The sequence below is a fragment of the Leucobacter sp. GX24907 genome (assembly GCF_053567335.1).
In genome coordinates, this window is the sequence record NZ_JBSGPD010000006.1 from 59,526 (window position 1) to 79,568 (window position 20,043).

At 65.3% G+C, this 20,043-nt stretch carries 18 protein-coding genes and 1 tRNA gene; 8 read left to right on the plus strand and 11 right to left on the minus strand.

Going from position 1 to position 20,043, the window contains the following annotated elements; genetic code table 11:
* Positions 1-34 precede the first annotated feature (34 nt).
* Entirely contained in the window at positions 35-223 is a 189-nt protein-coding gene (locus tag ACUYV6_RS10330; RefSeq protein WP_449278588.1) for a hypothetical protein, read from the minus strand.
* A 128-nt stretch (positions 224-351) separates the two neighbouring features.
* Positions 352-427: transfer RNA gene (locus tag ACUYV6_RS10335), tRNA-His, on the minus strand.
* A 121-nt stretch (positions 428-548) separates the two neighbouring features.
* On the opposite strand from ACUYV6_RS10335, the gene ACUYV6_RS10340 reads away from it, so the two are divergent.
* From ACUYV6_RS10340 to ACUYV6_RS10350, 3 genes are read left to right on the plus strand one after another with little or no spacing between them, the layout of a single operon-like run.
* Positions 549-896 carry a metallopeptidase family protein gene (locus ACUYV6_RS10340; RefSeq protein WP_449278589.1) on the plus strand — a complete coding sequence of 116 codons (348 nt, stop codon included), beginning with the start codon at positions 549-551 and terminating at the stop codon, positions 894-896.
* 47 nt (positions 897-943) lie between these two features.
* On the plus strand, positions 944-1,201 hold the full coding sequence (gene clpS, locus ACUYV6_RS10345) for an ATP-dependent Clp protease adapter ClpS (protein WP_449278771.1): 258 nt from the start codon (positions 944-946) through the stop codon (positions 1,199-1,201).
* Positions 1,198-1,863 carry a DUF2017 family protein gene (locus ACUYV6_RS10350; RefSeq protein WP_449278590.1) on the plus strand — a complete coding sequence of 222 codons (666 nt, stop codon included), beginning with the start codon at positions 1,198-1,200 and terminating at the stop codon, positions 1,861-1,863. Before clpS ends, ACUYV6_RS10350 begins: the two co-directional genes overlap by 4 nt.
* Before the next feature lie 55 nt (positions 1,864-1,918).
* Here ACUYV6_RS10350 and dinB read toward each other — a convergent pair whose 3' ends face one another.
* Positions 1,919-3,130 carry a DNA polymerase IV gene (gene dinB / locus ACUYV6_RS10355; RefSeq protein WP_449278591.1) on the minus strand — a complete coding sequence of 404 codons (1,212 nt, stop codon included), beginning with the start codon at positions 3,128-3,130 and terminating at the stop codon, positions 1,919-1,921.
* A gap of 94 nt (positions 3,131-3,224) precedes the next feature.
* Here dinB and ACUYV6_RS10360 point away from each other — a divergent pair, with 94 nt between their 5' ends.
* Together ACUYV6_RS10360 and glpK are read left to right on the plus strand one after the other, a co-directional pair.
* The gene (locus tag ACUYV6_RS10360) at positions 3,225-4,964 is read left to right on the plus strand and encodes an FAD-dependent oxidoreductase (RefSeq protein ID WP_449278592.1); all 1,740 of its coding nucleotides are present in this window, start codon (positions 3,225-3,227) and stop codon (positions 4,962-4,964) included.
* Positions 4,965-5,038: 74 nt separating this feature from the next.
* Positions 5,039-6,565 carry a glycerol kinase GlpK gene (gene glpK, locus ACUYV6_RS10365; RefSeq protein WP_449278593.1) on the plus strand — a complete coding sequence of 509 codons (1,527 nt, stop codon included), beginning with the start codon at positions 5,039-5,041 and terminating at the stop codon, positions 6,563-6,565.
* A 108-nt stretch (positions 6,566-6,673) separates the two neighbouring features.
* On the opposite strand, the gene gatB is transcribed toward glpK, so the two are convergent.
* From gatB to ligA, 5 genes are all read right to left on the minus strand, one after another.
* Entirely contained in the window at positions 6,674-8,185 is a 1,512-nt protein-coding gene (gene gatB / locus ACUYV6_RS10370; protein WP_449278594.1) for an Asp-tRNA(Asn)/Glu-tRNA(Gln) amidotransferase subunit GatB, read from the minus strand.
* Positions 8,185-9,705 (minus strand): Asp-tRNA(Asn)/Glu-tRNA(Gln) amidotransferase subunit GatA, encoded by a 1,521-nt coding sequence (gatA, locus tag ACUYV6_RS10375; protein ID WP_449278595.1) that lies wholly within the window; start codon positions 9,703-9,705, stop codon positions 8,185-8,187. Before gatA ends, gatB begins: the two co-directional genes overlap by 1 nt.
* A gap of 8 nt (positions 9,706-9,713) precedes the next feature.
* Positions 9,714-10,034, minus strand: a complete 321-nt coding sequence (gene gatC / locus ACUYV6_RS10380) for an Asp-tRNA(Asn)/Glu-tRNA(Gln) amidotransferase subunit GatC (RefSeq protein WP_449278596.1) — start codon at positions 10,032-10,034, stop codon at positions 9,714-9,716.
* Positions 10,035-10,136: 102 nt separating this feature from the next.
* Entirely contained in the window at positions 10,137-10,778 is a 642-nt protein-coding gene (locus ACUYV6_RS10385; protein WP_449278597.1) for a DNA-3-methyladenine glycosylase I, read from the minus strand.
* A gap of 133 nt (positions 10,779-10,911) precedes the next feature.
* A complete protein-coding gene (gene ligA, locus ACUYV6_RS10390; protein WP_449278598.1) occupies positions 10,912-13,275 on the minus strand; it encodes an NAD-dependent DNA ligase LigA in 2,364 nt (787 codons plus the stop codon).
* A 171-nt stretch (positions 13,276-13,446) separates the two neighbouring features.
* Here ligA and ACUYV6_RS10395 point away from each other — a divergent pair, with 171 nt between their 5' ends.
* The 3 genes from ACUYV6_RS10395 (at position 13,447) to ACUYV6_RS10405 (ending at position 16,561) form a co-directional block, all read left to right on the plus strand.
* Entirely contained in the window at positions 13,447-14,433 is a 987-nt protein-coding gene (locus tag ACUYV6_RS10395; RefSeq protein ID WP_449278599.1) for an alpha/beta hydrolase, read from the plus strand.
* A 99-nt stretch (positions 14,434-14,532) separates the two neighbouring features.
* Positions 14,533-15,540, plus strand: coding sequence for a hypothetical protein (locus tag ACUYV6_RS10400; protein WP_449278600.1), 1,008 nt, complete (start codon positions 14,533-14,535; stop codon positions 15,538-15,540).
* A 157-nt stretch (positions 15,541-15,697) separates the two neighbouring features.
* The gene (locus ACUYV6_RS10405) at positions 15,698-16,561 is read left to right on the plus strand and encodes a substrate-binding periplasmic protein (protein WP_449278601.1); all 864 of its coding nucleotides are present in this window, start codon (positions 15,698-15,700) and stop codon (positions 16,559-16,561) included.
* A gap of 44 nt (positions 16,562-16,605) precedes the next feature.
* Here ACUYV6_RS10405 and mnmA read toward each other — a convergent pair whose 3' ends face one another.
* From mnmA to ACUYV6_RS10420, 3 genes are read right to left on the minus strand one after another with little or no spacing between them, the layout of a single operon-like run.
* Positions 16,606-17,772, minus strand: coding sequence for a tRNA 2-thiouridine(34) synthase MnmA (mnmA, locus tag ACUYV6_RS10410; RefSeq protein ID WP_449278602.1), 1,167 nt, complete (start codon positions 17,770-17,772; stop codon positions 16,606-16,608).
* A gap of 53 nt (positions 17,773-17,825) precedes the next feature.
* Positions 17,826-19,013 (minus strand): cysteine desulfurase family protein, encoded by a 1,188-nt coding sequence (locus ACUYV6_RS10415; protein WP_449278603.1) that lies wholly within the window; start codon positions 19,011-19,013, stop codon positions 17,826-17,828.
* 31 nt (positions 19,014-19,044) lie between these two features.
* On the minus strand, positions 19,045-20,043 hold the full coding sequence (locus ACUYV6_RS10420) for a tetratricopeptide repeat protein (protein ID WP_449278604.1): 999 nt from the start codon (positions 20,041-20,043) through the stop codon (positions 19,045-19,047).

Consider the following 20,043-nt stretch of genomic DNA (forward strand, 5'->3'; position numbering starts at 1 on the left):
TGCGTGGCGAACAGCGGTTGGCCTCGCCCCTCCGTCAGAGCACGATTCGCTCGCCAACGAGCTGCAGCTTGAATTGGGACGGGGCGATCTCGAAGTCCAGCGCAGTCTTGCCCGAGCTCTTGCTGAACTCGGTGATCCAGGCGAGCAGGTTGCACAGGCCTCGCTTTCCGATCGTGACCCGGCGGTTCGCATGCATGCCGCAGCAGTCATCCGCCTCATTCACGATCCAGAAGCCACGTTCTACCTCGACCCCAACGACAGCTGAGCTGGGCGTCCGAGGCAAAGAAGAAGGCGAGGTCCAAACCTTCGCGAGAGTGGTTCCTCTCGTCGAGGGTTTGAACCTCGCCGCAATGGGGTGGACGACGGGACTTGAACCCGCGACCACCGGCACCACAAGCCGGTGCTCTACCAACTGAGCTACGCCCACCATGCTGACCACGGGAACCACTCGGGCCTCGAGGCAACTCTACGAGTATAGCCCATTCCGTACCTGCAAATGCACACCTGCAACACTGCACGCATGAGGCCTCGATGTGTAGGCTGAAGCCATGCTCGACGTCCCTCATGATGAGTTCGAGGCGCTCGTATCCGAGGGTCTCGACTCGTTGCATGATGACATGCTCGCCGAGCTCGACAACGTGATCTTCCTCGTCGAGGACCGCCCAGAGGACGGCAGCGACGTCCTCGGCATCTACGAGGGATTCTCGCTCGCGGAGCGTCAGGTCTACGGTTACGGTGAGGAACCGGATCGCATCATCCTGTTCCGCGAGAACCTTCTCGCGCACTGCAATGATCACGATCACCTGGTTGCCGAGATTCGCATCACGCTCGTCCATGAGATCGCCCATTTCTATGGTCTCGACGAAGCACGAATCCATGAGCTGGGGTGGGGCTGATGTCGTCGCCGTCGACGGATCGCACTCCGGGCACCGCGTCATCGGCGATGCTCGCCGAGCAGGCCGAGCGTCCGTGGCAGACCGTCGTCTGGGATGATCCAGTCAACCTCATGTCGTACGTGTCGTACGTCTTTCGCACGCATTTCGGCTTCTCCGCAGACCGGGCTGAACGTCTCATGATGCGCGTCCACACGCAGGGCCGAGCTGTCGTCGCCGAGGGTGGACGGGAGGCCATGGAAATGCATGTCGAGGCGATGCACGGCTACGGTCTCTGGGCCACGGTGCGGCAGGGGGACGAGACATGAGGATCCTCCCCCGGCACAGCGGCGGGCTTCGCCTGAGACTCGACACCGATGAGGGGGCACTGCTCGGGGCTCTCACGTCTCAGCTCATCGCGCTGCTCGACAGCCACAGTGGAACCGCGCTGGATCCGGATCCACTCTTCGCGAGTCTCGAGGTCGGAGGATCCGACACGACGCCGGAGGATCCGGCACTCGCGCGTCTACTGCCCGATGCCTATACCGATGATGCCGATGCCTCGCAGTTCCGCCGCATCACTGAGCAGGGGCTCCTCAATCGGAAACTGCAGGACGCGCTGGTCATTACCCGTGCGCTCGGCATCGACACGTATTCCTCAAACGGTGACCTCATCACAGACCAGCCTGATATTCAGAGCTTCGCGGTGGGCGAGGTCGAAGTCGAGATCACCGCTGAGACGCTCCCGGCCTGGGTGCGAACCATCACGGCTCTCCGTCTCGCGATCGCGGCTCGCATCGGGCTTGAAGAAGAAGCCGATCACGACCGTCTGGCAAACGATGAAGAGGCCCGCGGCACCGTGTTCGTGTTCGACTGGCTCGCAGCGCTCCTCGATTCGATTCTGCACCTCGGCGAGTCGACAACTGAGGAATCGGGAAGCGGCGAGTCAGGCACCGGCGAGTCAGGCACCGACGCGTCTGGCACCGAGTAAACAGCTCGCGCACCCCGTATCGTCGCCCTGCCCCAGGCCGACGGGAACGGCGGCACTACGTCGGAGGCTGCAGTGAGCGCGGATCCACCACTTCCTCACGCCCGCGCAAGAGCCGCGCGGGCACCACGCCCGCGGAGCCGAATCGATCCCTGACCTCGTCCACCGCCTGATCGACCGCGCGCCACTCTTCGTCCTCGCTCCACAGCGCTGCGGGTTCGCTTCCGGCCGGCACCAGTTGCTCGGCGCGCACGCCGATGAGACGCACCGGGCGTGGCGGCCCGAGCCCTGCGAAGAGCTCTCGCGCCGTACGGTACACGCGCTGCGTGGAATTCGTCGCTTCCTGCAAAGTGCGCGATCGCGTGACGGTCTCGAAGTCAGACCACCGCACCTTGATCGCAATCGTCCTCGCTTCCGCCCCATGGCGACGCAAGCGCTCTCCGGTACGTGTCGCAAGCCGGAGCAACTCGGATTCGAGGAATTCCGGATCCGACTGGTCCTCAGCGAAGGTCTCCTCGTGCCCGATGCTCTTCTCGATGCGCGAGGTCTCCACCCGACGAGTGTCACGCCCGTTGGCGAGGTCGTGCAGACGCTGCGCATTTGCGGCGCCGACGATGCGTCGGAGGCTCTCAAGCGGTTCGGCCGCGAGAGCTCCAACGGTCGAGATTGCTCGGGATCGCAGGGCACGGTTGGTCGCCTGCCCCACGCCCCACATCGCATCGACGGGCAGTGGGTGGAGGAAGTCGAGCGTGCGTTCCGGCGGAATCTCGAGAACACCGTCGGGCTTCGCGCGCTGCGAGGCGAGCTTCGCAACGAACTTAGTGCCCGCGAGTCCAACCGAGCAGGGCAATCCGGTCTGCTCCCGCACGCGGGCACGCAGCAGCCTCGCGATCTCACCGGGCGGCCCGAATAATCGCACGCTTCCCGCGACATCGAGGAATGCCTCGTCGATGCTCAACGGTTCGACGAGCGGCGTGAACTCGGTGAAGACCTCCATCACCTGCTGCGATGCTCGCCGATACTTTGCCATCTCCGGGGCGACCAGCACGAGCTGCGGGCACAGCTGCTTCGCCCGAGCGACTGGCATCGCTGAACGCACCCCGAAGCGCCGGGCCTCGTAGCTCGCACTCGACACGACCGAACGCGGCGTGTCATTCGCCGCAGCAACGGGGAGGCCGATCAGTTCGGGCCGCTCCAACAGCTCTACTGAGACGAAGAAGGAGTCCATGTCGACGTGCAGCATCGAAGCGATGTCACGCGTGCCGTCCATGCTCCAATTGGATCACATAAAGCGATCGACTCGCTGTCCGTCTGCCAGCCAGGTCTTGTAGCGTGGAGACACACGCTGGGGAGGGGTCGCCATCATGTCCGATCAGGAGGAATCACGCTCAGCAGTTCGGGCACTCCGCGTACGCCCGAACGCCGAAGTACTGGTCGTCGGTGCGGGCATCAACGGCATCGCCGTGTTCCGGGAACTTTCGCTGCAGGGCATCGATGTCGCCCTCGTCGATCGCAATGATTTCGTCTCCGGAGCGTCGTCTGCATCGAGCCACATGGTGCACGGCGGGATCCGCTACCTCGAGAACGGTGAACTGCGGCTGGTGCGCGAGGCGGTGCAGGAGCGCAACCGCCTGATCCGAAACGCACCGCACTACGTGCGACCGCTGGAGACCACGATCCCGATCTTCTCGACCTTCTCCGGCCTGCTCACTGCTCCCTTCCGGCTCCTGGTCTCGCACGGACGCGGACGTCCCCGAGAACGCGGCGCCCTGCTCATCAAGATCGGACTCGAGATCTACGACACCTTCTCCCGCGGTGGTGGGCGTGTCCCCCGTCATCGCTTCCACGGCCGCGGACGTTCGCTGAGAGATCTGCCTCGCCTGAACCGTGCGGTGAAGTACACCGCGACCTACTACGACGCTTCGATGCCGGATCCCGAGCGTCTCGCTCTCGACGTGCTCGCGGACGGTCTCGTCGCGGGGCACGCGCACGGCGACCCCGCATCTGCGACCGCCCGTGCCGCGAACTATACCTCGCTCGTGGGTTTCGAAGAAGGTCGTGCGGTGCTGCGGGACGAAACCACCGGCGAAGACTTCACGTTCACCGCACAGACCATCATCAATGCGAGCGGCCCGTGGACCGATCTCACGAACGAGGCACTCGGATCGCCATCACGCTACATGGGCGGCACCCGCGGTTCGCACATCGTGCTCGACCACCCCGAGCTGCTTGCCGCAACCGGTGGTCGCGAGATCTTCTTCGAGCATTCCGATGGTCGAGTCGTGCTCATCTACCCCGTCAAGGATCGCGTCATGGTCGGCACTACAGACATCGATGCGAACCCGCGGGTAACTTCGGTCTGCACCGACGACGAGATCTCATACTTCATCGACCTCGTCGCCCACGTCTTCCCCGACATCACTGTCGAGAGATCGCAGATCGTCTACACCTTCTCGGGAATTCGCCCGCTCCCGCGTCACGACGACACTGCCCCCGGCTTCGTCTCACGCGACTACCGCATCGAGCAGAACCTCGTCGGCGGTGTCCCGGTGCTCAGTCTGGTCGGCGGCAAATGGACGACCTTCCGCGCGCTCGCTGAGCACCTCGGCGATGAGACGCTACGGGTACTCAGGCGTCGGCGACGCGTGAGCACCCGCACGACGCCGATCGGCGGTGCGGTGGGCCTCCCCCGCGATGCGGCGAGCCGGCGACTCTGGATCGCACGTCATGGCGGCGATCACGGGGAGGCACTGACCGGGCGGATGCTCGACCGCTACGGCACGCGGGCGAGCGAGGTGTTGGCCGCGCTGCCGCCCTCGCCCGAACCTCTGCGTCACACGCCCGACTACCTCGCCGCTGAGCTTGCTCACCTTGCCACGACCGAGCACGTCGTACATCTCGATGATCTGCTGCTCAGACGAACTTCGATCGCCTTCACCGGTGGACTCAGCCGCACCGCACTCGAAGAGATCGCCGCTGCAATCGCTCCCGCGCTCGGTTGGGATCATGACCGGCAAGAAGCCGAAGTCGACCGTACCACTGAGCTTCTGCTGACACGGCACCGCGTACGCCTCGACGGCCCCGGTGTCGCACCACTCCCGTAGACTCGGCGCGAAGACCGGGTCCGGGATCCGCACCCCGCCTCACCTGTCACCTGCAGCGCAGCGAAGGAGCTCCTATGGCCGACCACATCATCGCCATCGACCAGGGCACGACCTCGACCCGTGCGATCGTCTTCGATCGCACGGGCTCCGTCGTATCGCTCGCACAGAAGGAGCACCGACAGATCATGCCGCGGGCCGGGTGGGTCGAACACGATCCGCTCGAGATCTGGCGCAACACGCAGGAAGTCGTCGGCACCGCCCTCGGCAAGGCCGACCTCACTCGCGACGACATCGCTGCCGTGGGCATTACGAACCAGCGAGAAACCACCGTGGTGTGGGATCGACGCACCGGGCACCCCATACACAATGCCATCGTGTGGCAAGACACGCGCACGCAGGAGATCGTGGATCAGTTGGCCGCCGAAGGTGCTTCCGACGGCGGTGTCGACCGCTTCAAGAAGATCACCGGACTCCCCCTCGCCAGCTATTTCTCCGCGTCGAAGATCGCGTGGATCCTCGACCATGTCGACGGTGCACGAGCCGCTGCTGAACGCGGCGACCTGCTCTTCGGCACCGCCGACTGCTGGGTGCTGTGGAACCTCACCGGCGGAGTCGACGGCGGAGTGCACGTCACCGATGTCACCAACGCTTCACGTACGTCGCTGATGGATCTCGAAACACTCGATTGGCACGACGAACTCCTCTCGGCATTCGACGTGCCGCGCGCGATGCTGCCCGAGATCCGATCCTCATCTGAGATCTACGGGAAGGCCGAATACTCCTCGCTGCTGCGCGGCGCTCCCATTGCCGGCATCCTCGGCGATCAGCAGGCAGCCACCTTCGGGCAGGCCGCGTTCGAGGCCGGCGAAAGCAAGAACACGTACGGCACCGGATGCTTCCTCATCGTGCAGACCGGCACCGACATCGTCAGGTCATCGAACGGTCTGCTCACCACGGTCGGGTACCAATTGGGCGACTCACCCGCACACTACGCGCTTGAGGGGTCCATCGCCGTCACAGGCTCCCTCGTGCAGTGGCTGCGAGATCAGCTCGGGATCATCTCCTCGGCCTCTGAGGTCGAACGACTCGCGAACGACGTCCCCGACAACGGCGGCGTCTACATCGTTCCGGCGTTCTCCGGCTTGTTCGCCCCGTACTGGCGCCCCGACGCCCGTGGCACCATCGTCGGGCTCACTCGATACTCCGACCGCCGACACCTCGCGCGCGCGGCCCTCGAAGCCGTCGCATTCCAAACCCGCGACGTGCTCGACGCCGTGAATGCCGACTCCCGCGTACCGATGCCAGAACTCCGCGTCGACGGCGGCATGGTCGTCAATGAGACGCTCATGCAGTTCCAAGCAGACCTGCTCGGGGTGCCTGTCGTGCGCCCGGCCGTCATCGAGACCACCGCGCTTGGCGCCGCCTATGCTGCCGGGCTCGCCGTCGGCTTCTGGTCAGGGCTCGATGAGTTGCGTGCGAACTGGCGAGAAGATCACCGCTGGGAGCCGTCTCTCGACCACACCGAACGGGAACGGCTCCTGCGCCAGTGGCGCAAGGCCATCACCAAATCGATGGACTGGGTCGACGACGACTCCCAGTAGGGAGGAAGGCTACGCGTACCGCTATCCGGCCGCCCGTCACCCCTCGCTCCGCTCCGTAGGCTGCCGCCGTGGACGGCACAACGGGCGCGACGAACGCTCCGCGTCCGTCTACTGCGCCCGTTCCAGCACGAGCTCGCGCACGCGCGCGGCGTCGGCCTGACCGCGCATGGCCTTCATGACGGCGCCGATGATCGCACCGGCGGCTTGCACCTTGCCGTCGCGGATCTTCTCGAGCACGTCGGGCTGCTGCGCGAGCGCGGCATCGACCGCTTCGATCAGCGCGCCGTCATCCGACACGATCGCGAGCCCACGGGCCTCCACGATCTCGGAGGCCGTGCCTTCTCCGTCGATGAGGCCCGCGATCACCTGGCGTGCGAGCTTGTCGTTGAGCGTGCCGGCATCGACGAGTTCCACGACCGACACGATCTGCTCGGGAGTGATGAGGTCGGTCGGCTGAGCTTCACGTTCGTTGGCAATGCGCGCGATCTCGCCGGTCCACCACTTACGCGCAGTCTGCGCAGGCACTCCGGCAGCCACGGTCGCTTCGATGGCGCCGATGAGCCCCGCATTGACGACGTCGCGGAACTCGAACGGAGAGAACTCCCACTCGGCCCTCAGCCGACGACGGCGCAGCGTCGGGTGCTCGGGCAGTTCGGCCCGCAGCTCCTCGACAAGCTCGCGCGACGGCGTGAGCGGGGCGAGATCGGGTTCAGGGAAGTAACGGTAATCATCGGCGTCGCTCTTCGGGCGGCCCGGTGAGGTCTCGCCGGTGTCCTCGTGCCAGTGACGGGTCTCCTGGGTGATGCTGCCACCATCGGAGAGGATCTGCGCCTGACGCTGGATCTCGAACCGTACCGCGCGTTCGATCGAGCGCAGGGAGTTCACGTTCTTGGTCTCGGTGCGCGTGCCGAGCACACTCATACCGGCGTCCTCGTTGCCGCGGAGCCTCAGGGAGACGTTCGCGTCGCAGCGGATGTTGCCGCGCTCCATACGCGCGTCCGAGATGCCGAGGGCGACGACGATGTCACGGATGGTCGAGACGTAGGCAGACGCGATCTCGGGCACATCGGCCTCGCCGCCGAAGATCGGACGGGTCACGATCTCGACGAGGGGTACGCCCGCACGGTTGTAGTCGACGAGCGAGTACTCGGCTCCCTGAATACGGCCGGTCGATCCACCGACGTGGTTCAGCTTGCCCGCGTCTTCTTCCATGTGTGCGCGCTCGATCGGCACGTGCACGACGCGACCCGATTCGAGTTCGATCTCGACGGAGCCGTCGTGGGCGATCGGGTCGTCGTACTGCGAGATCTGGTAGTTCTTGCCCATGTCGGGGTAGAAGTAGTTCTTGCGCGCGAACCCCGAGTGTTCCGCGATCTCGCAGCCGAGAGCCAGCCCCAGGCTGATCGAGTAGCGAACGGCCTGCTCGTTGAGCACCGGCAGCGAGCCAGGGAGACCGAGGCACACCGGCGCGAGGTTCGTGTTCGGATCCGAGCCGAAGATGTTCGGCGCGGTCGAGAACATTTTGGTTTTGGTGTTCAGCTCGACGTGCACTTCAAGGCCGATTACCGGCTCGTACAGTTCGAGCGCGCGGTCGAAGTCCATCAGCTTGGTCTTGGCCATCAGCGGGCCCCTCCTTCGATCAACGGGTTCTGTTGCCAGAAGGCACCGCCGTCACGATCTGCGATCAGCGACTCGATCGCCGCACCTGCACGGTAGAGTCGCGCATCCTCGAATGCCGGAGCCATGAGCTGCAGGCCGACGGGCAGCCCGTCTTCGTCTGCAAGGCCGATCGGCAAACTGAGTCCGGGAATCCCGGCGAGGTTCGCGGGAATCGTCGTCGCGTCATTCAGGTAGTCCTGCATCGGATCACCGGAGTGCTCCCCCAGTTTCCACGCGGTGGTCGGCGCGGTCGGCGACGCAATCACGTCGACCTGAGCGAAGGCCGCAGCGAAGTCCCGCTGGATCAGCGTGCGCACCTTCTGCGCGCTGCCATAGTAGGCATCGTAATAGCCTGCGGAGAGCGCATAGGTGCCGAGGATGATGCGTCGCTTCACCTCAGTACCGAACCCCTGGGCCCGTGTCGCGCTCATGACGTCTTCGACGGTTCCGCGCCCCTCGGGCACGACGCGGAGGCCGAAGCGCACCGAGTCGTACTTGGCGAGGTTGCTGGAGGCCTCGGCGGGGAGGATCAGATAGTAGGCGGCGACCGCGTACTCGAAGTGCGGTGCATCGATCTCGACGATCTCCGCGCCCTGAGCCTGCAGCAGTGCGAGCGACTCCTCGAAGCGAGCCTTGACGCCCGGCTGCACACCGTCGAGCATGAGTTGCTTGACGACGCCGATCCGGAGCCCCTTCAGGGAGGCAGGATCACCGCCGTCGCGCGCTGCCTCGGCCATTGACGGCCAGGCGAAGTCGAGAGAAGTGGAGTCGTGCACGTCGTGCCCGGTGATGACATCGTGCAGCAGTGCGGTGTCGAGCACCGTGCGTGCACACGGGCCGATCTGGTCGAGCGATGAAGCGAGCGCGATAGCTCCGTAGCGGCTCACTCCGCCGTAGGTCGGCTTGGCTCCGACGGAGCCGGTGAGCGCGGCGGGCTGACGGATCGATCCGCCGGTGTCGCTGCCGAGCGCGAGCGGAGCCTCGAACGCCGACACTGCCGCAGCCGAGCCGCCGCCGGAACCGCCGGGAACGCGGTCGAGCGACCACGGGTTGCGGGTCGGCCCATAGGCGGAGTTCTCGGTGGAGGATCCCATCGCGAACTCGTCCATGTTGGTCTTGCCGATCGAGACGAGACCGGCGGCGCGGGACTTCGCGACCGCGGTCGCGTCGAATGGCGAGCGGTATCCCTCGAGGATCTTGGACCCGGAGGTCGAGGGCATGTCGGTGGTGACGAGCACGTCCTTCACCGCGAGCGGAACACCTGCGAGCTCGCCGAGCCGTTCGCCGGCTGCCCGGCGCTCGTCGATGCGCTTCGCCGCGGAGAGCGAGGCTTCCTCATCGGTGGCGAGGAACGCGTTCAGGTCCCCGTCCACCGCTGCGATGCGGTCGAGGTGAGCACGGGTGGCCTCGACGGCCGATACTTCGCCGGAGGAGAGCTTCGCCGCGAGTTCGGCCGCGGTCAGTCTGGTCAGTTCGGTCATCGTCTCCCCTACTGCTCTTCGCCGAGAATCGACGCCACGCGGAACATGCCGTCGGCCGCATCAGGCGCGTTCCTGAGGGCCTCTTCGCGGCTCAGTACGTCAGCGACCTCGTCGGGCCGCGTCACGTTGCTGAGCGGGATCGGGTGGCTCGTCGCAGGCACTCCAGGGCCGGCAACCTCGCTCACCTTGGCGATGTTGGTCAGGATCGACCCGAGTTCGCTCGTGAGAGACTCGAGTTCGGCGTCGGTGAGTGCGATCCTGGAGAGGCCTGCGAGATGCTGCACGGTCTGAGCCGTGATCTCGCCGTTCGCCCCATTGGTTTCAGACATGCTGCTCCATCGGGAAGGGTCGACATGGGAACCTCCTCATCCTAGCCGACCGGCCTGCTGCTCCTCCGCCGCGCGCCCGTGCCACCGGGCAAACTCGGGCGATCACGCGGTTGAGACGCCTGCAGCCGCCGGAACTGCACCGCGAACGACACCCGGAGCCAGCTCGCCCGACTTCGTCCACAGCCCTGAGCATCCCCGGCGATGACTCTCCACGAGATGCGCGTCGACGATGCCGATCGCAGTCATCATGGCGTACAGGATGGTCGGCCCGACGAACGAGAAGCCGCGTCGTTTCAGGTCTCGAGACAGCGCTTCCGCTTCTGGCGAGGTTGAGGGGACCTGCGCATCGCTCGTCGGTGCGGGCGAGCGGTCGGGCATGTACGACCAGAGCACGGCGGCCAACCCACCCTCCTCACGCAGTTGCTGCACGATGGCCGCGTTTGAAATCGCAGCGTGAATCTTTCGGCGGTTGCGGATGATGCCGCTGTCAGCCATGAGGCGCTGCACATCGCTCTCATCGAACGCCGCGACCTGATCGACCTTGAAGCCCGCGAAAGCGCGGCGAAACGCCTCGCGTTTCCGCAGCACGGTCAGCCATGAGAGACCCGCCTGAAACCCCTCGAGTGTCATCCGTTCGAACAAGCCGTCTTCGTCGGTGACCGGCATGCCCCATTCGGTGTCGTAATACTCGGTGAGTAGCGGATCCTGCTCCGCCCAGGCTGCTCGTCTCAGTGCTTCACTCATGCTTCTCCGCTCCGTTTCAGTCGATATCTCTGAACCCCGTTTCCTCATCCCGGTCCCACTCTAGGAAGAAGTCACGGGTGTCAGGCGCGTTCAACTGAATCTGTGGATAACTCCGGAAGTGCTCGGGCGACGATCAGAGATCCAACGCGTCCGGGCCTTCGGTGACGAGGGTGCGGAACTGGTCGGCATCGAGCACAGGAATCCCGAGTTCCTCGGCCTTCCCGAGTTTCGATCCCGCCCCGGGGCCTGCAGCGACGTAGTCCGTCTTCTTCGAGACGCTCGACGCTGCCTTGCCACCCGCCGAGATGATCGCTTCCTTCGCTCCGTCTCGGGTGAAGCCTTCGAGGGAACCGGTGGCGACGACCGTGAGGCCGGCAAGTACCCCTCCGCTTTCAGCAACGGCTCCCGGCCCAGGGTGCCCGGGAGTCGTCCACTGCACGCCGGCCGACCCCCAACGGTCGACGATCTCCCGATGCCAATCAATCTCGAACCACTCCTGAAGCGATTCGGCGATGATTCCACCGACGCCATCAACCGCGGAGAGCTCCTCGAGCGAAGCAGCACGGATCGCGTCGAGCGACCCGAACCAGTCGGCCAATGCGCGCGCCGCCACCGGCCCGACATGGCGGATGTTCAGTGCCACGAGCAGGCGCCACAGCGGCTTCGTCTTCGCCTTCTCGAGCTCGGCCAGCAACGTATCGACGTCCTTGGAGGGCTCCGACATACGGTAGTTCTTCTTGACACCGGCCTTGCGGCGCTCGGCCGGGGTCGCATCTTCCCAGCCGGGCGGGTACATCGCCGCGCTCAACTTCTGGAACGGCGTGCGACGTCGTGGCTCGCCACTCTCATCATCCATCACCGGTTCGCCGGTCTCGCTGTCGCGCACCACGACGACGATCGGCACGAGCTGCTCGCGTGTGAGCTCGAAGAGCCCGGCCTCGGTCACCAACGGCGGCTCGGCGGGCTCCTCGGGCTGTGTCAGAGCCGCTGCAGTGATCTCGCCGAGTACCTCGATATCGAGGGCGCCGCGGGAGCCGATGTGCTCGACCCTGCCGCGTACCTGCGCCGGACACGTGCGCGCGTTCGGGCAGCGGAGGTCGATGTCGCCCTCTTTCATCGGACGCAGCTCCGCCCCGCACTCCGGGCAGTCCTTCGGCATCCGCCATTCGACCTCCGAGCCGTCGCGACGTTCCAGAACTGCACCGAGCACTTCAGGAATCACGTCGCCCGCCTTCCGCAGCACGACGGTATCGCCGATGAGCACTCCCTTCGCCTTCACAACCTGCTGATTGTGCAGCGTCGCCTGTCGCACGGTCGAACCTGCGACCTTGACCGGTTTCATGACCGCATAGGGAGTCGCTCGCCCGGTACGCCCGACACCGACGCGGATATCCAGAAGCTCGGTGTGCACTTCCTCCGGCGGATACTTGTAGGCGATCGCCCATCGCGGTGCACGACTGGTCTCCCCCAGTTCGGCATGCAGCTCCAGCTCGTCGACCTTCACCACGATGCCGTCGATCTCATGTTCGGCGCCACCATGCGCAGCGTCGTCGTGACGATGCGCCCCCCGCTCCTCGATGAACGCGACAACGTCATCGATCTCGTCGAAGACCCGTGAGTGCGGAGAAACGGGGAGGCCCCAAGCCGAGAGCAGACGATACGCATCCGATTGATTCGCGAACGCCGGGTGCTCCCAGGCTCCGATGCCGTGCACGTGAAGCGACAGACGCCCCAGGCGATCCCGCATCAGATCAAGCTCGGCCGGAGTCTTATTGTCAGAACGCTGTCGCAGACTGCCCGCAGCCGTATTGCGTGCGTTTGCGAACTCGGGATATCGCACGGAAATGCGCTCCTCGGCGACACCCTTCGCCCGCTGATCCGCTGCGAATGCTTCCTGCAGCTCGTGCTGGCGATGGTTCAGGGCCTCGAAGTCTTCGGTGGTCAGGAATACCTCGCCCCGAGCTTCGAAGAACTCCGGGAGATCCTCACCGCTCAACTCTGTCGGGATCACCGGAATGAACTTCACGTTCTCGGTGATGTCTTCGCCGACACGACCGTCGCCCCGGGTGGTCGCGGTCTCAAGTTTCCCGTTCCGATAGGCGAGGCTGATGGCGAGCCCATCGATCTTCAGCTCGCTGAGCCAGCGCACCCGGCGTCCGGCGGAGGCCTGCGTCTTGACCGCCCAGTCGCGGAATTCATCGAGCGTGAACACGTTGTCGAGACTGAGCATGCGTTCCGCGTGCTCATGCTCGGGGAAGCCCGCCGACACGATCGCCGCTCCGACCTCCTGGGTCGGACTGTCTTGCCCGGCAAGCTCCGGGAAGGCGCGTTCGATCGCCTCGAGACGGTGGAACATCTCGTCGTATTCGGCGTCGGAAACCAGACTCGTCGCCTCGGAGTAATACGCCGTACGGAGACGCTCGATCTCAGCGGTCAAGCGTTCGGCCTCGGATCGGGCCGCCTCGAAGTCTTCAGGGATCGCGGGAGAATTGCTCACGAGAACAGTCTAGAGACCGTCTCGCGCCAGATGGCGGCGATCTGCCGCATCATCAGAGCAACTCGGCGGATGCACTGGGGCATCGCCTGGAGCAGACTGGACAATGGCCGGTTCTGCCCATTGAGGCGATCCACTCGGACGGCCGGTGACCCTCGAATGAACGGAGCAACGGTGATCGATCAGCCCCATGCCGCAGCAGCACCTTTTCCGAGACCACCGTTCGACCCGGAGCTTCGTGCCGCTCTCGCCGTGCTCGCCGATACGATCCCACCATCGATCACCCCCGAGATGATCGATGATGTTCGCGCCCGACAGGTCCTCACCGTGACCGATGAGACGCTGCGCGAGGCCGGTATTGAGGCCCGAGACGTCGTCATTCCGTCGTTTGGCGGGACGGAGATCACCGGATCGGTGCTGCAGCCGATCGGCCGCACCGGAACCGGTCCTGCCATCTACTACGTGCATGGCGGAGGCATGATCTTCGGTGATCGTTGGACCGGACTTTCGGTCATCTTCGACTGGATCATCCGCCATAATGCCGTCGCGCTGACGATCGACTACCGTCTTGCACCTGAGTTCCCTGATCCGCATCCGATCGAAGATGTCTATGCCGGGCTCTGCTGGTTCGCAGCCCAGTCCGAACACCTCGGGTTCGACCGCAGCCGCCTGCTGATCGCCGGAGGAAGCGCCGGCGGCGGCCTCGCTGCCGGTGCGACGCTGCTCGCCCGAGACCGCGGTGGTCCCGAAATCTGCGGGCAGATGCTCATGTATCCGATGCTCGATGACCGAAACGACACCGTTTCCTCACACCAGATCGACGGACTCGGCGGCTGGGACCGTGGGAGCAATGCGACAGGATGGGGCGCACTGCTCGGCGACCGACGGTCCACCGATGACGTGTCTTTCTATAGCGCTCCGGCGCGCGCCACCGACCTCAGAGGGCTCCCTCCCACCTTCATCGACTGCGGGAGCGCAGAGGTGTTCCGGGATGAGGATGTCGCATTCGCAAGCGCGATCTGGGCTGCCGGAGGCCAGGCCGAACTCCACGTCTGGCCGGGCGGATTCCACGCCTTCGAGAAGCACGTTCCCCAAGCAGCCCTCTCGCAGTCCGCTGCGAGCGCACGGCTGCTCTGGCTCGAGCGGGTGCTCGGCTCATAGCTCGGACTCCCGCACCGGCGCAGGCTCACCCGTCCATGCAGCCACTCGCCATGACGACAGAATCACTACGATGATTCCTGGAACGGCAACGGAGTAGATATGCAGGAACTGTTCGGCCGAGTCGCCGCACTCGACTCGGAGGCGAGTGAGAGCCTCAAGGTCATTGCCTACTTCGATGCTCTCGTCGCAGGCGATGTCGGCGTCGAATCCCTCACCAGAGGGGCTGCGGTCTTGAGCGGCGTCACCGCGGGTGCGGAGGTCGCGGGGCGGATGTTCCGGATCACTCCAGAAGGCAGACCTGCCGCCCCGGGGCCCGATACCGTCTGGCCAACCGAGAAACAGATCGATGCAGACACCCGTGTGTGGCTCGAACGAGTCGGCACGACTCACGCGAACGACACCATGATCCTGGAACGGTTCTCATTCGCGGTCACAGTGCTGCAAGCCCGACGACGTGCAGTCGCAGATGACCCGGTCCTCGCAGTGATCGACGCGACGCGACCCGAAAGCCAGCGCCTTTCCTATGCAACTCGGCTGCGGCTCGACTCCGGAAGGTGGCGCGTCATCGCATCTCTGCCGGAAGGGGAACCCCTCGGATCGAGTACCCTTGTCGCTACTCCTCACGGGATCGTCCGGGCGAGCATCGTCTCCGAGGATCATCTCGTCGAGCAGCGTCCGGCTGGGCTCGGACCCGTGGTGGAGGCCGCGGACCTGACTCGATCGTGGGCCGATGCCAGGCTCGCGCTCCGGCTCACCGATGCAGATCACGACAGCGTCGACGCCTCCGACCTCGGAATCCTGACCTCCGCGGTCCGCGGACTCGAACAGGAGGCTGAGCGCTCCGGTATTCAGCACCCGGACGTTCGTGCGCTGCTCTCGCTTCCGCCGCAACGCCGTCGTATGCTCGATGCCCTCGCCCGGTTCCCGAGCGTGCGGGCTGCGGCTTCGGCGCTCGGTTTCCATCACTCCACCCTGCAGTCATTTCACGAGGCGGTCACCCCCGAGCTCGGATATGACCCGCGCTCACCGGAGGGGTATGCACGGTACGAGGTCGCTGCCCTGCTGGCCAGACTGGAGGAGCCGATTTGGACTCCCCCAGATCTCTGAGACGACTCGGTCAGCCATCTGGCGGCGAGCATCATCTGAATCAGGGCTGAACGGCGGATGCCCGCGCAGGAGAACACGGGAAGACTGGAAGTGCGTTCGAAGAAGTGCGCTCACTCTCCGCAGCAAACAATCTGCGTCCCATGGAAGGAAGTAGACGATGTCCTCACCTTGGCAGCACCGGATCCGCCCCGCGGTTCTCGTCGCCGCGACCGCACTGATCCTGCCTCTTACGGCCTGCTCGAGCTCGGATGACTCCGCGGATGCCGCCGAAGACTGCACCCCGGCACATGAATTAGAGACACTCACCCCGGGTGAACTGACCGTCGCGAGTTACGACTATCCGCCCCTTTCTGTCGTCGATGGGGACACCTACACCGGCGTCGAGGGCGACCTCCTCACCGAGATCGCAGAGCGCGAATGCCTGACGCTGACCATCGAATCTGCCGGCGGTGCGAGCGCGGCGATCCCTTCAGTGCAATCCGGTCGCGCTGATATCGCCTCCGGGTCGTGGTTCCGCACCGATGAGCGGGAAGAAATCGTCCGCCTCAGCACTCCGGTGTTCCTTGCTTCGCCTGCGATCGTCTCCTTCGACGAACTCACCTCGAAAGACCTCAAGGGCAAGAAGGTCGGCTCGGTCGCAGGAAACCTCTGGAACGAGGAGTTCCAGAACGAACTCGGCGACGACTTCACCATTTATCAGGACGAGGAATCGATATACAAGGATCTCGAAGCCGGACGCATTGACGCGATCGCCGCAGCACAGGCGTCAGCCGTCGCCCGTTTCGCAGATCACCCACTCGAAGGCGCATCCGTGATTGTCGCCGAACCCAATGGCTACATCTCGTCATTCGAGCGCATCGGCCAGATCGGCTGGATGACTTCCTACGACAACGAAGCGCTCGGTACCGCGATCGACGAGGATATCGAAGCTCTTCGTGAGGAGGGTGTGATCGCGCAGAAGCTCGAAGAGTACGACCTCAATCCCGAGGATGCCGAGCCGGGCGAGCCCTTCAATCTGTGAGTCGTCGCCGGGAACGGCGGCCGCTCTCCAGGAACGGCCGCCGTTCAGCCGGCAGTGACCGGCGCCTCGGCGGGCAGTGCACGGTCGATGGTGAACTGTCCGAGCACTCTCGTGCCCACGTAGAGCACAGCGGACTGTCCTGGAGCGACTCCGAGCAAGGGGTCCGTACGATCCAGATCGATATCGACGACGATCTCGTGGGTCGCGTCGGCCCGATGCTGCTCGGTGCGATCCTCATCAAGAATCTCGACGAGCCTGGCGAACGCGTGCACCGGATCGGCGTGTGCGCGAATCTGCACCTCGCACTCGATGCGCTCGTGCTCCCCGAACCCCGGAGTGCCGGCCCAACTGAACCGGCCGCCTGCGATGCGGGCGATCGCGAGATGCTCCTTCGGGCCGACCACGACCTGGTTCGAGACCGGTCGGATCGACAACACGTAGCGCGGCTTACCGTCGGGCGCGGGTCGGCCGAGCTGGAGGCCTCGCCGCTGTCCGACCGTGTAGCCGTTCGCGCCGTCATGACTCCCGACCACTGCTCCTGACTCATCGAGGATCTCCCCCGGCTCGCGTTCGAGATGATCGGAGAGCCAACCGCGAGTATCGCCATCGGGGATGAAGCAGATGTCGTGACTATCGGGCTTCTGCGCGACCTGCAGTCCGCGCTCAGCGGCCTCGGCGCGCACAAGCTCCTTGGAGGGGGTATCTCCGAGTGGGAAGTAGCAGTGGGCCAGCTGGTCGCCGGTCAGCACTCCGAGCACATACGATTGATCCTTCGCCCAGGCGCTGGCCCGATGCAGCTCACGGCCGCCAGGGCCGTCAACGAGGGTCGCGTAGTGGCCCGTCGCGACGGCATCGAAACCCAGCGCGATCGCTTTGTCGAGCAAAGCCGCGAACTTGATCTTCTCATTGCACCGCAGGCACGGGTTCGGTGTGCGCCCTGCCGCGTACTCGGCGATGAAATCGTCGACGACGTCTTCTTTGAAGCGTTCGCTGAAGTCCCACACATAGAAGGGGATGCCGAGCAGATTCGCTGCCCGCCGCGCATCCATCGCATCTTCGATCGTGCAGCAGCCCCGGGATCCGGTACGTAGCGTGCCGGGCATACGGCTCAGCGCGAGATGCACGCCGACGACCTCGTGCCCCGCCTCAACAGCGCGGGCAGCCGCCACCGCGGAGTCGACGCCGCCGCTCATCGCTGCCAGAACCTTCACCGCACACTCCTCAATACTTCATCGTCGACTGATCTACCGTCGACCACGCCATCCTAAGTGAGGCCTGCTGCCCTCGCACGCTCGACGGCATCCGGCAGTGCGCGGAGCAGTGCATCGATCTCATCTTCGGTCGTTTCCGGCCCAAGCGTGAAACGCAGCGCACCGGCGGCCTCCAGCTCCGGCACTCCCATCGCAAGGAGCACATGCGAGGCCTGCACAACGCCTGCCTGGCATGCGGAGCCGACCGAGGCCGAGACGCCTGCTTGATCGAGCAGGAATACCAGCGAATCCCCCTGGCACCCGGGGAAGGTGAAGTGCGCGTTCCCCGGCAGGCGTGCCCCTGGTTCGGCAGGATCAGCACCCCGCAGTACGGCATCCGGAACCGCCGCGAGCACCCCGGCGACGAGACGGTCGCGAAGCGCTGCGAGATGCGCCGTATACCGCGCGTCAGGTCGTCCTGTCTCGTCACGCGTCAGCTCCAACGCTGCGGCGAACCCCACGGCACCCGCAACATTCTGGGTGCCCGAACGGGAGCGCTGCTGAGCTCCGCCGTGAAACAGCTCATCGGCAACCGTGCGGCGACCGAGCACGAGCGCACCGACGCCAACCGGGCCACCGACCTTGTGCGCCGAGACGCTCAGCGCCGATGCACCCGAGGCCGCAAAATCGATCGCCACTTGCGGCAGCGCGGCAACTGCGTCGACGTGTACCGGGATACCGGCCTCTGCAGCGACCGCGCACAGTTCGGCGACGGGAGCGATGCTGCCCACCTCGTTGTTCGCCCAGAGGAACGAGACGAGAGCGATCCGCTCAGCCCCTTCTTCTGCGATCGCCCGACGCAGAGTATCCGGCCGCAGCACGCCGCACTCATCGATCTCGAGCATGCGCAGCTGGGCACCCTGTGCATCGCGCAACCACTCCGCGGCGTCGGTCGTCGCATGATGCTCACCCTCCGCGACGAGGACCACGGGGCCCGCGCCAGCTCGCCTGCGCGCCCAGTAGATCCCCTTGAGCGCGAGATTGATCGACTCGGTTCCCCCCGAATTCAGGATGGTTTCCGACGAGTCGCAGCCGAGCGCTCGCGCGATCCTCTCCCTGGCGTCTTCGAGCGAATCACGGGCGACCTGGCCATGACCGTGCGCCGAAGCAGGGTTGCCCACGATCCCGAGCGCAGCCGAGTACACCTCGAGCACGGGATCGGGCATCGGTGAAGTGGAAGCGTGATCGAGATATGCGCGCATGATCGTTCTCCTCGTGCGGTGACGTGGGAGGTCAGTAGAGCAGATTGGCCAGCTGCCGCCGAGCCGTCACGACGCGGGGGTCAGTCACACCGACCACTTCGAAGAGTTCAAGCAATCGCTCCCGGATACGCGTGCGATCGTCTTCCTCGGAACGTGCCGTGTAGAGGTCGAGCAGCCGGAGGAACCCGTCCTCGATATGCCCACCGGAGACGTCGAGGTCTGCGACGAGCATCTGAGCATCGAGATCTTCGGGCAGGCCGGCTGCAGCGGTGCGGATCTCGTCCATCGTGCGTCCCTGCAAGCGGTGGAGCAGCTTGACCTGCACGAGGGCCGCCCGTGCCTCGGCATCGGCCGGTGCCTGCTTCAGCACCTGCTCCCACTCCGCAACGGCGCGCGCATAGTCGCCCGCCTCGGCGGCTTCCACTGCCGGCCGGTGAGCCTCAGGAATCTCGGGCTCGGCGGGAGTCTCGGTCTCATCGCTCTGAGCGTCGGTCGCCGCTACGCGGCCGGACACTCCCTGCTGCACTGCGAGCTCCAGCAGCCGTTCGAAGAAGTCCCGCACCTGATCCTCAGGCAACGCGCCCTGGAACAGCGGTACCGGTCGTCCGGCGACGAGTGCCACGACGGTCGGGATCGACTGGGCCTGGAAGGCCTGGGCGAGCCCCGGGTTCGCTTCGACATCGACTTTGGCGAGCAGCACACGTCCGCCGAACTCCTGCGTGACGCGTTCCAGGATCGGCCCCAGTGTCTTGCACGGTTCGCACCACTCGGCCCACAGGTCGAAGACGACCGGAACCGTCGCAGAGAGCTGAGCCACCTGCTCGAACAGCTGGTCGGTGACATCGAGTACCAGCGAGGGAACCTCAACGATGCCCCCGGCACCAGCGGCCCCTGCGCCCGCGCCTCCGGCATGGCCTGCGCCCACCTGACCGGCCCCGGCCGGGCCGGGTTCCGCTCCTCGACCCCGCGCCGCGAGGTGGCTCAGATCAACGCCTCCGCCAGGAATCCGTTCGGGTATCTGCTGCGACAT

Coding starts and splice junctions, on each gene's coding strand:
- ACUYV6_RS10340 (WP_449278589.1), top strand. CDS start 549: ATGCTCGACGTCCCTCATGATGAGTTCGAGGCGCTCGTATCCGAGGGT.
- clpS (WP_449278771.1), top strand. CDS start 944: ATGCTCGCCGAGCAGGCCGAGCGTCCGTGGCAGACCGTCGTCTGGGAT.
- ACUYV6_RS10350 (WP_449278590.1), top strand. CDS start 1,198: ATGAGGATCCTCCCCCGGCACAGCGGCGGGCTTCGCCTGAGACTCGAC.
- dinB (WP_449278591.1), bottom strand. CDS start 3,130: ATGGACGGCACGCGTGACATCGCTTCGATGCTGCACGTCGACATGGAC.
- ACUYV6_RS10360 (WP_449278592.1), top strand. CDS start 3,225: ATGTCCGATCAGGAGGAATCACGCTCAGCAGTTCGGGCACTCCGCGTA.
- glpK (WP_449278593.1), top strand. CDS start 5,039: ATGGCCGACCACATCATCGCCATCGACCAGGGCACGACCTCGACCCGT.
- gatB (WP_449278594.1), bottom strand. CDS start 8,185: ATGGCCAAGACCAAGCTGATGGACTTCGACCGCGCGCTCGAACTGTAC.
- gatA (WP_449278595.1), bottom strand. CDS start 9,705: ATGACCGAACTGACCAGACTGACCGCGGCCGAACTCGCGGCGAAGCTC.
- gatC (WP_449278596.1), bottom strand. CDS start 10,034: ATGTCTGAAACCAATGGGGCGAACGGCGAGATCACGGCTCAGACCGTG.
- ACUYV6_RS10385 (WP_449278597.1), bottom strand. CDS start 10,778: ATGAGTGAAGCACTGAGACGAGCAGCCTGGGCGGAGCAGGATCCGCTA.
- ACUYV6_RS10400 (WP_449278600.1), top strand. CDS start 14,533: ATGCAGGAACTGTTCGGCCGAGTCGCCGCACTCGACTCGGAGGCGAGT.
- ACUYV6_RS10405 (WP_449278601.1), top strand. CDS start 15,698: ATGTCCTCACCTTGGCAGCACCGGATCCGCCCCGCGGTTCTCGTCGCC.
- ACUYV6_RS10415 (WP_449278603.1), bottom strand. CDS start 19,013: ATGCGCGCATATCTCGATCACGCTTCCACTTCACCGATGCCCGATCCC.
- ACUYV6_RS10420 (WP_449278604.1), bottom strand. CDS start 20,043: ATGTCGCAGCAGATACCCGAACGGATTCCTGGCGGAGGCGTTGATCTG.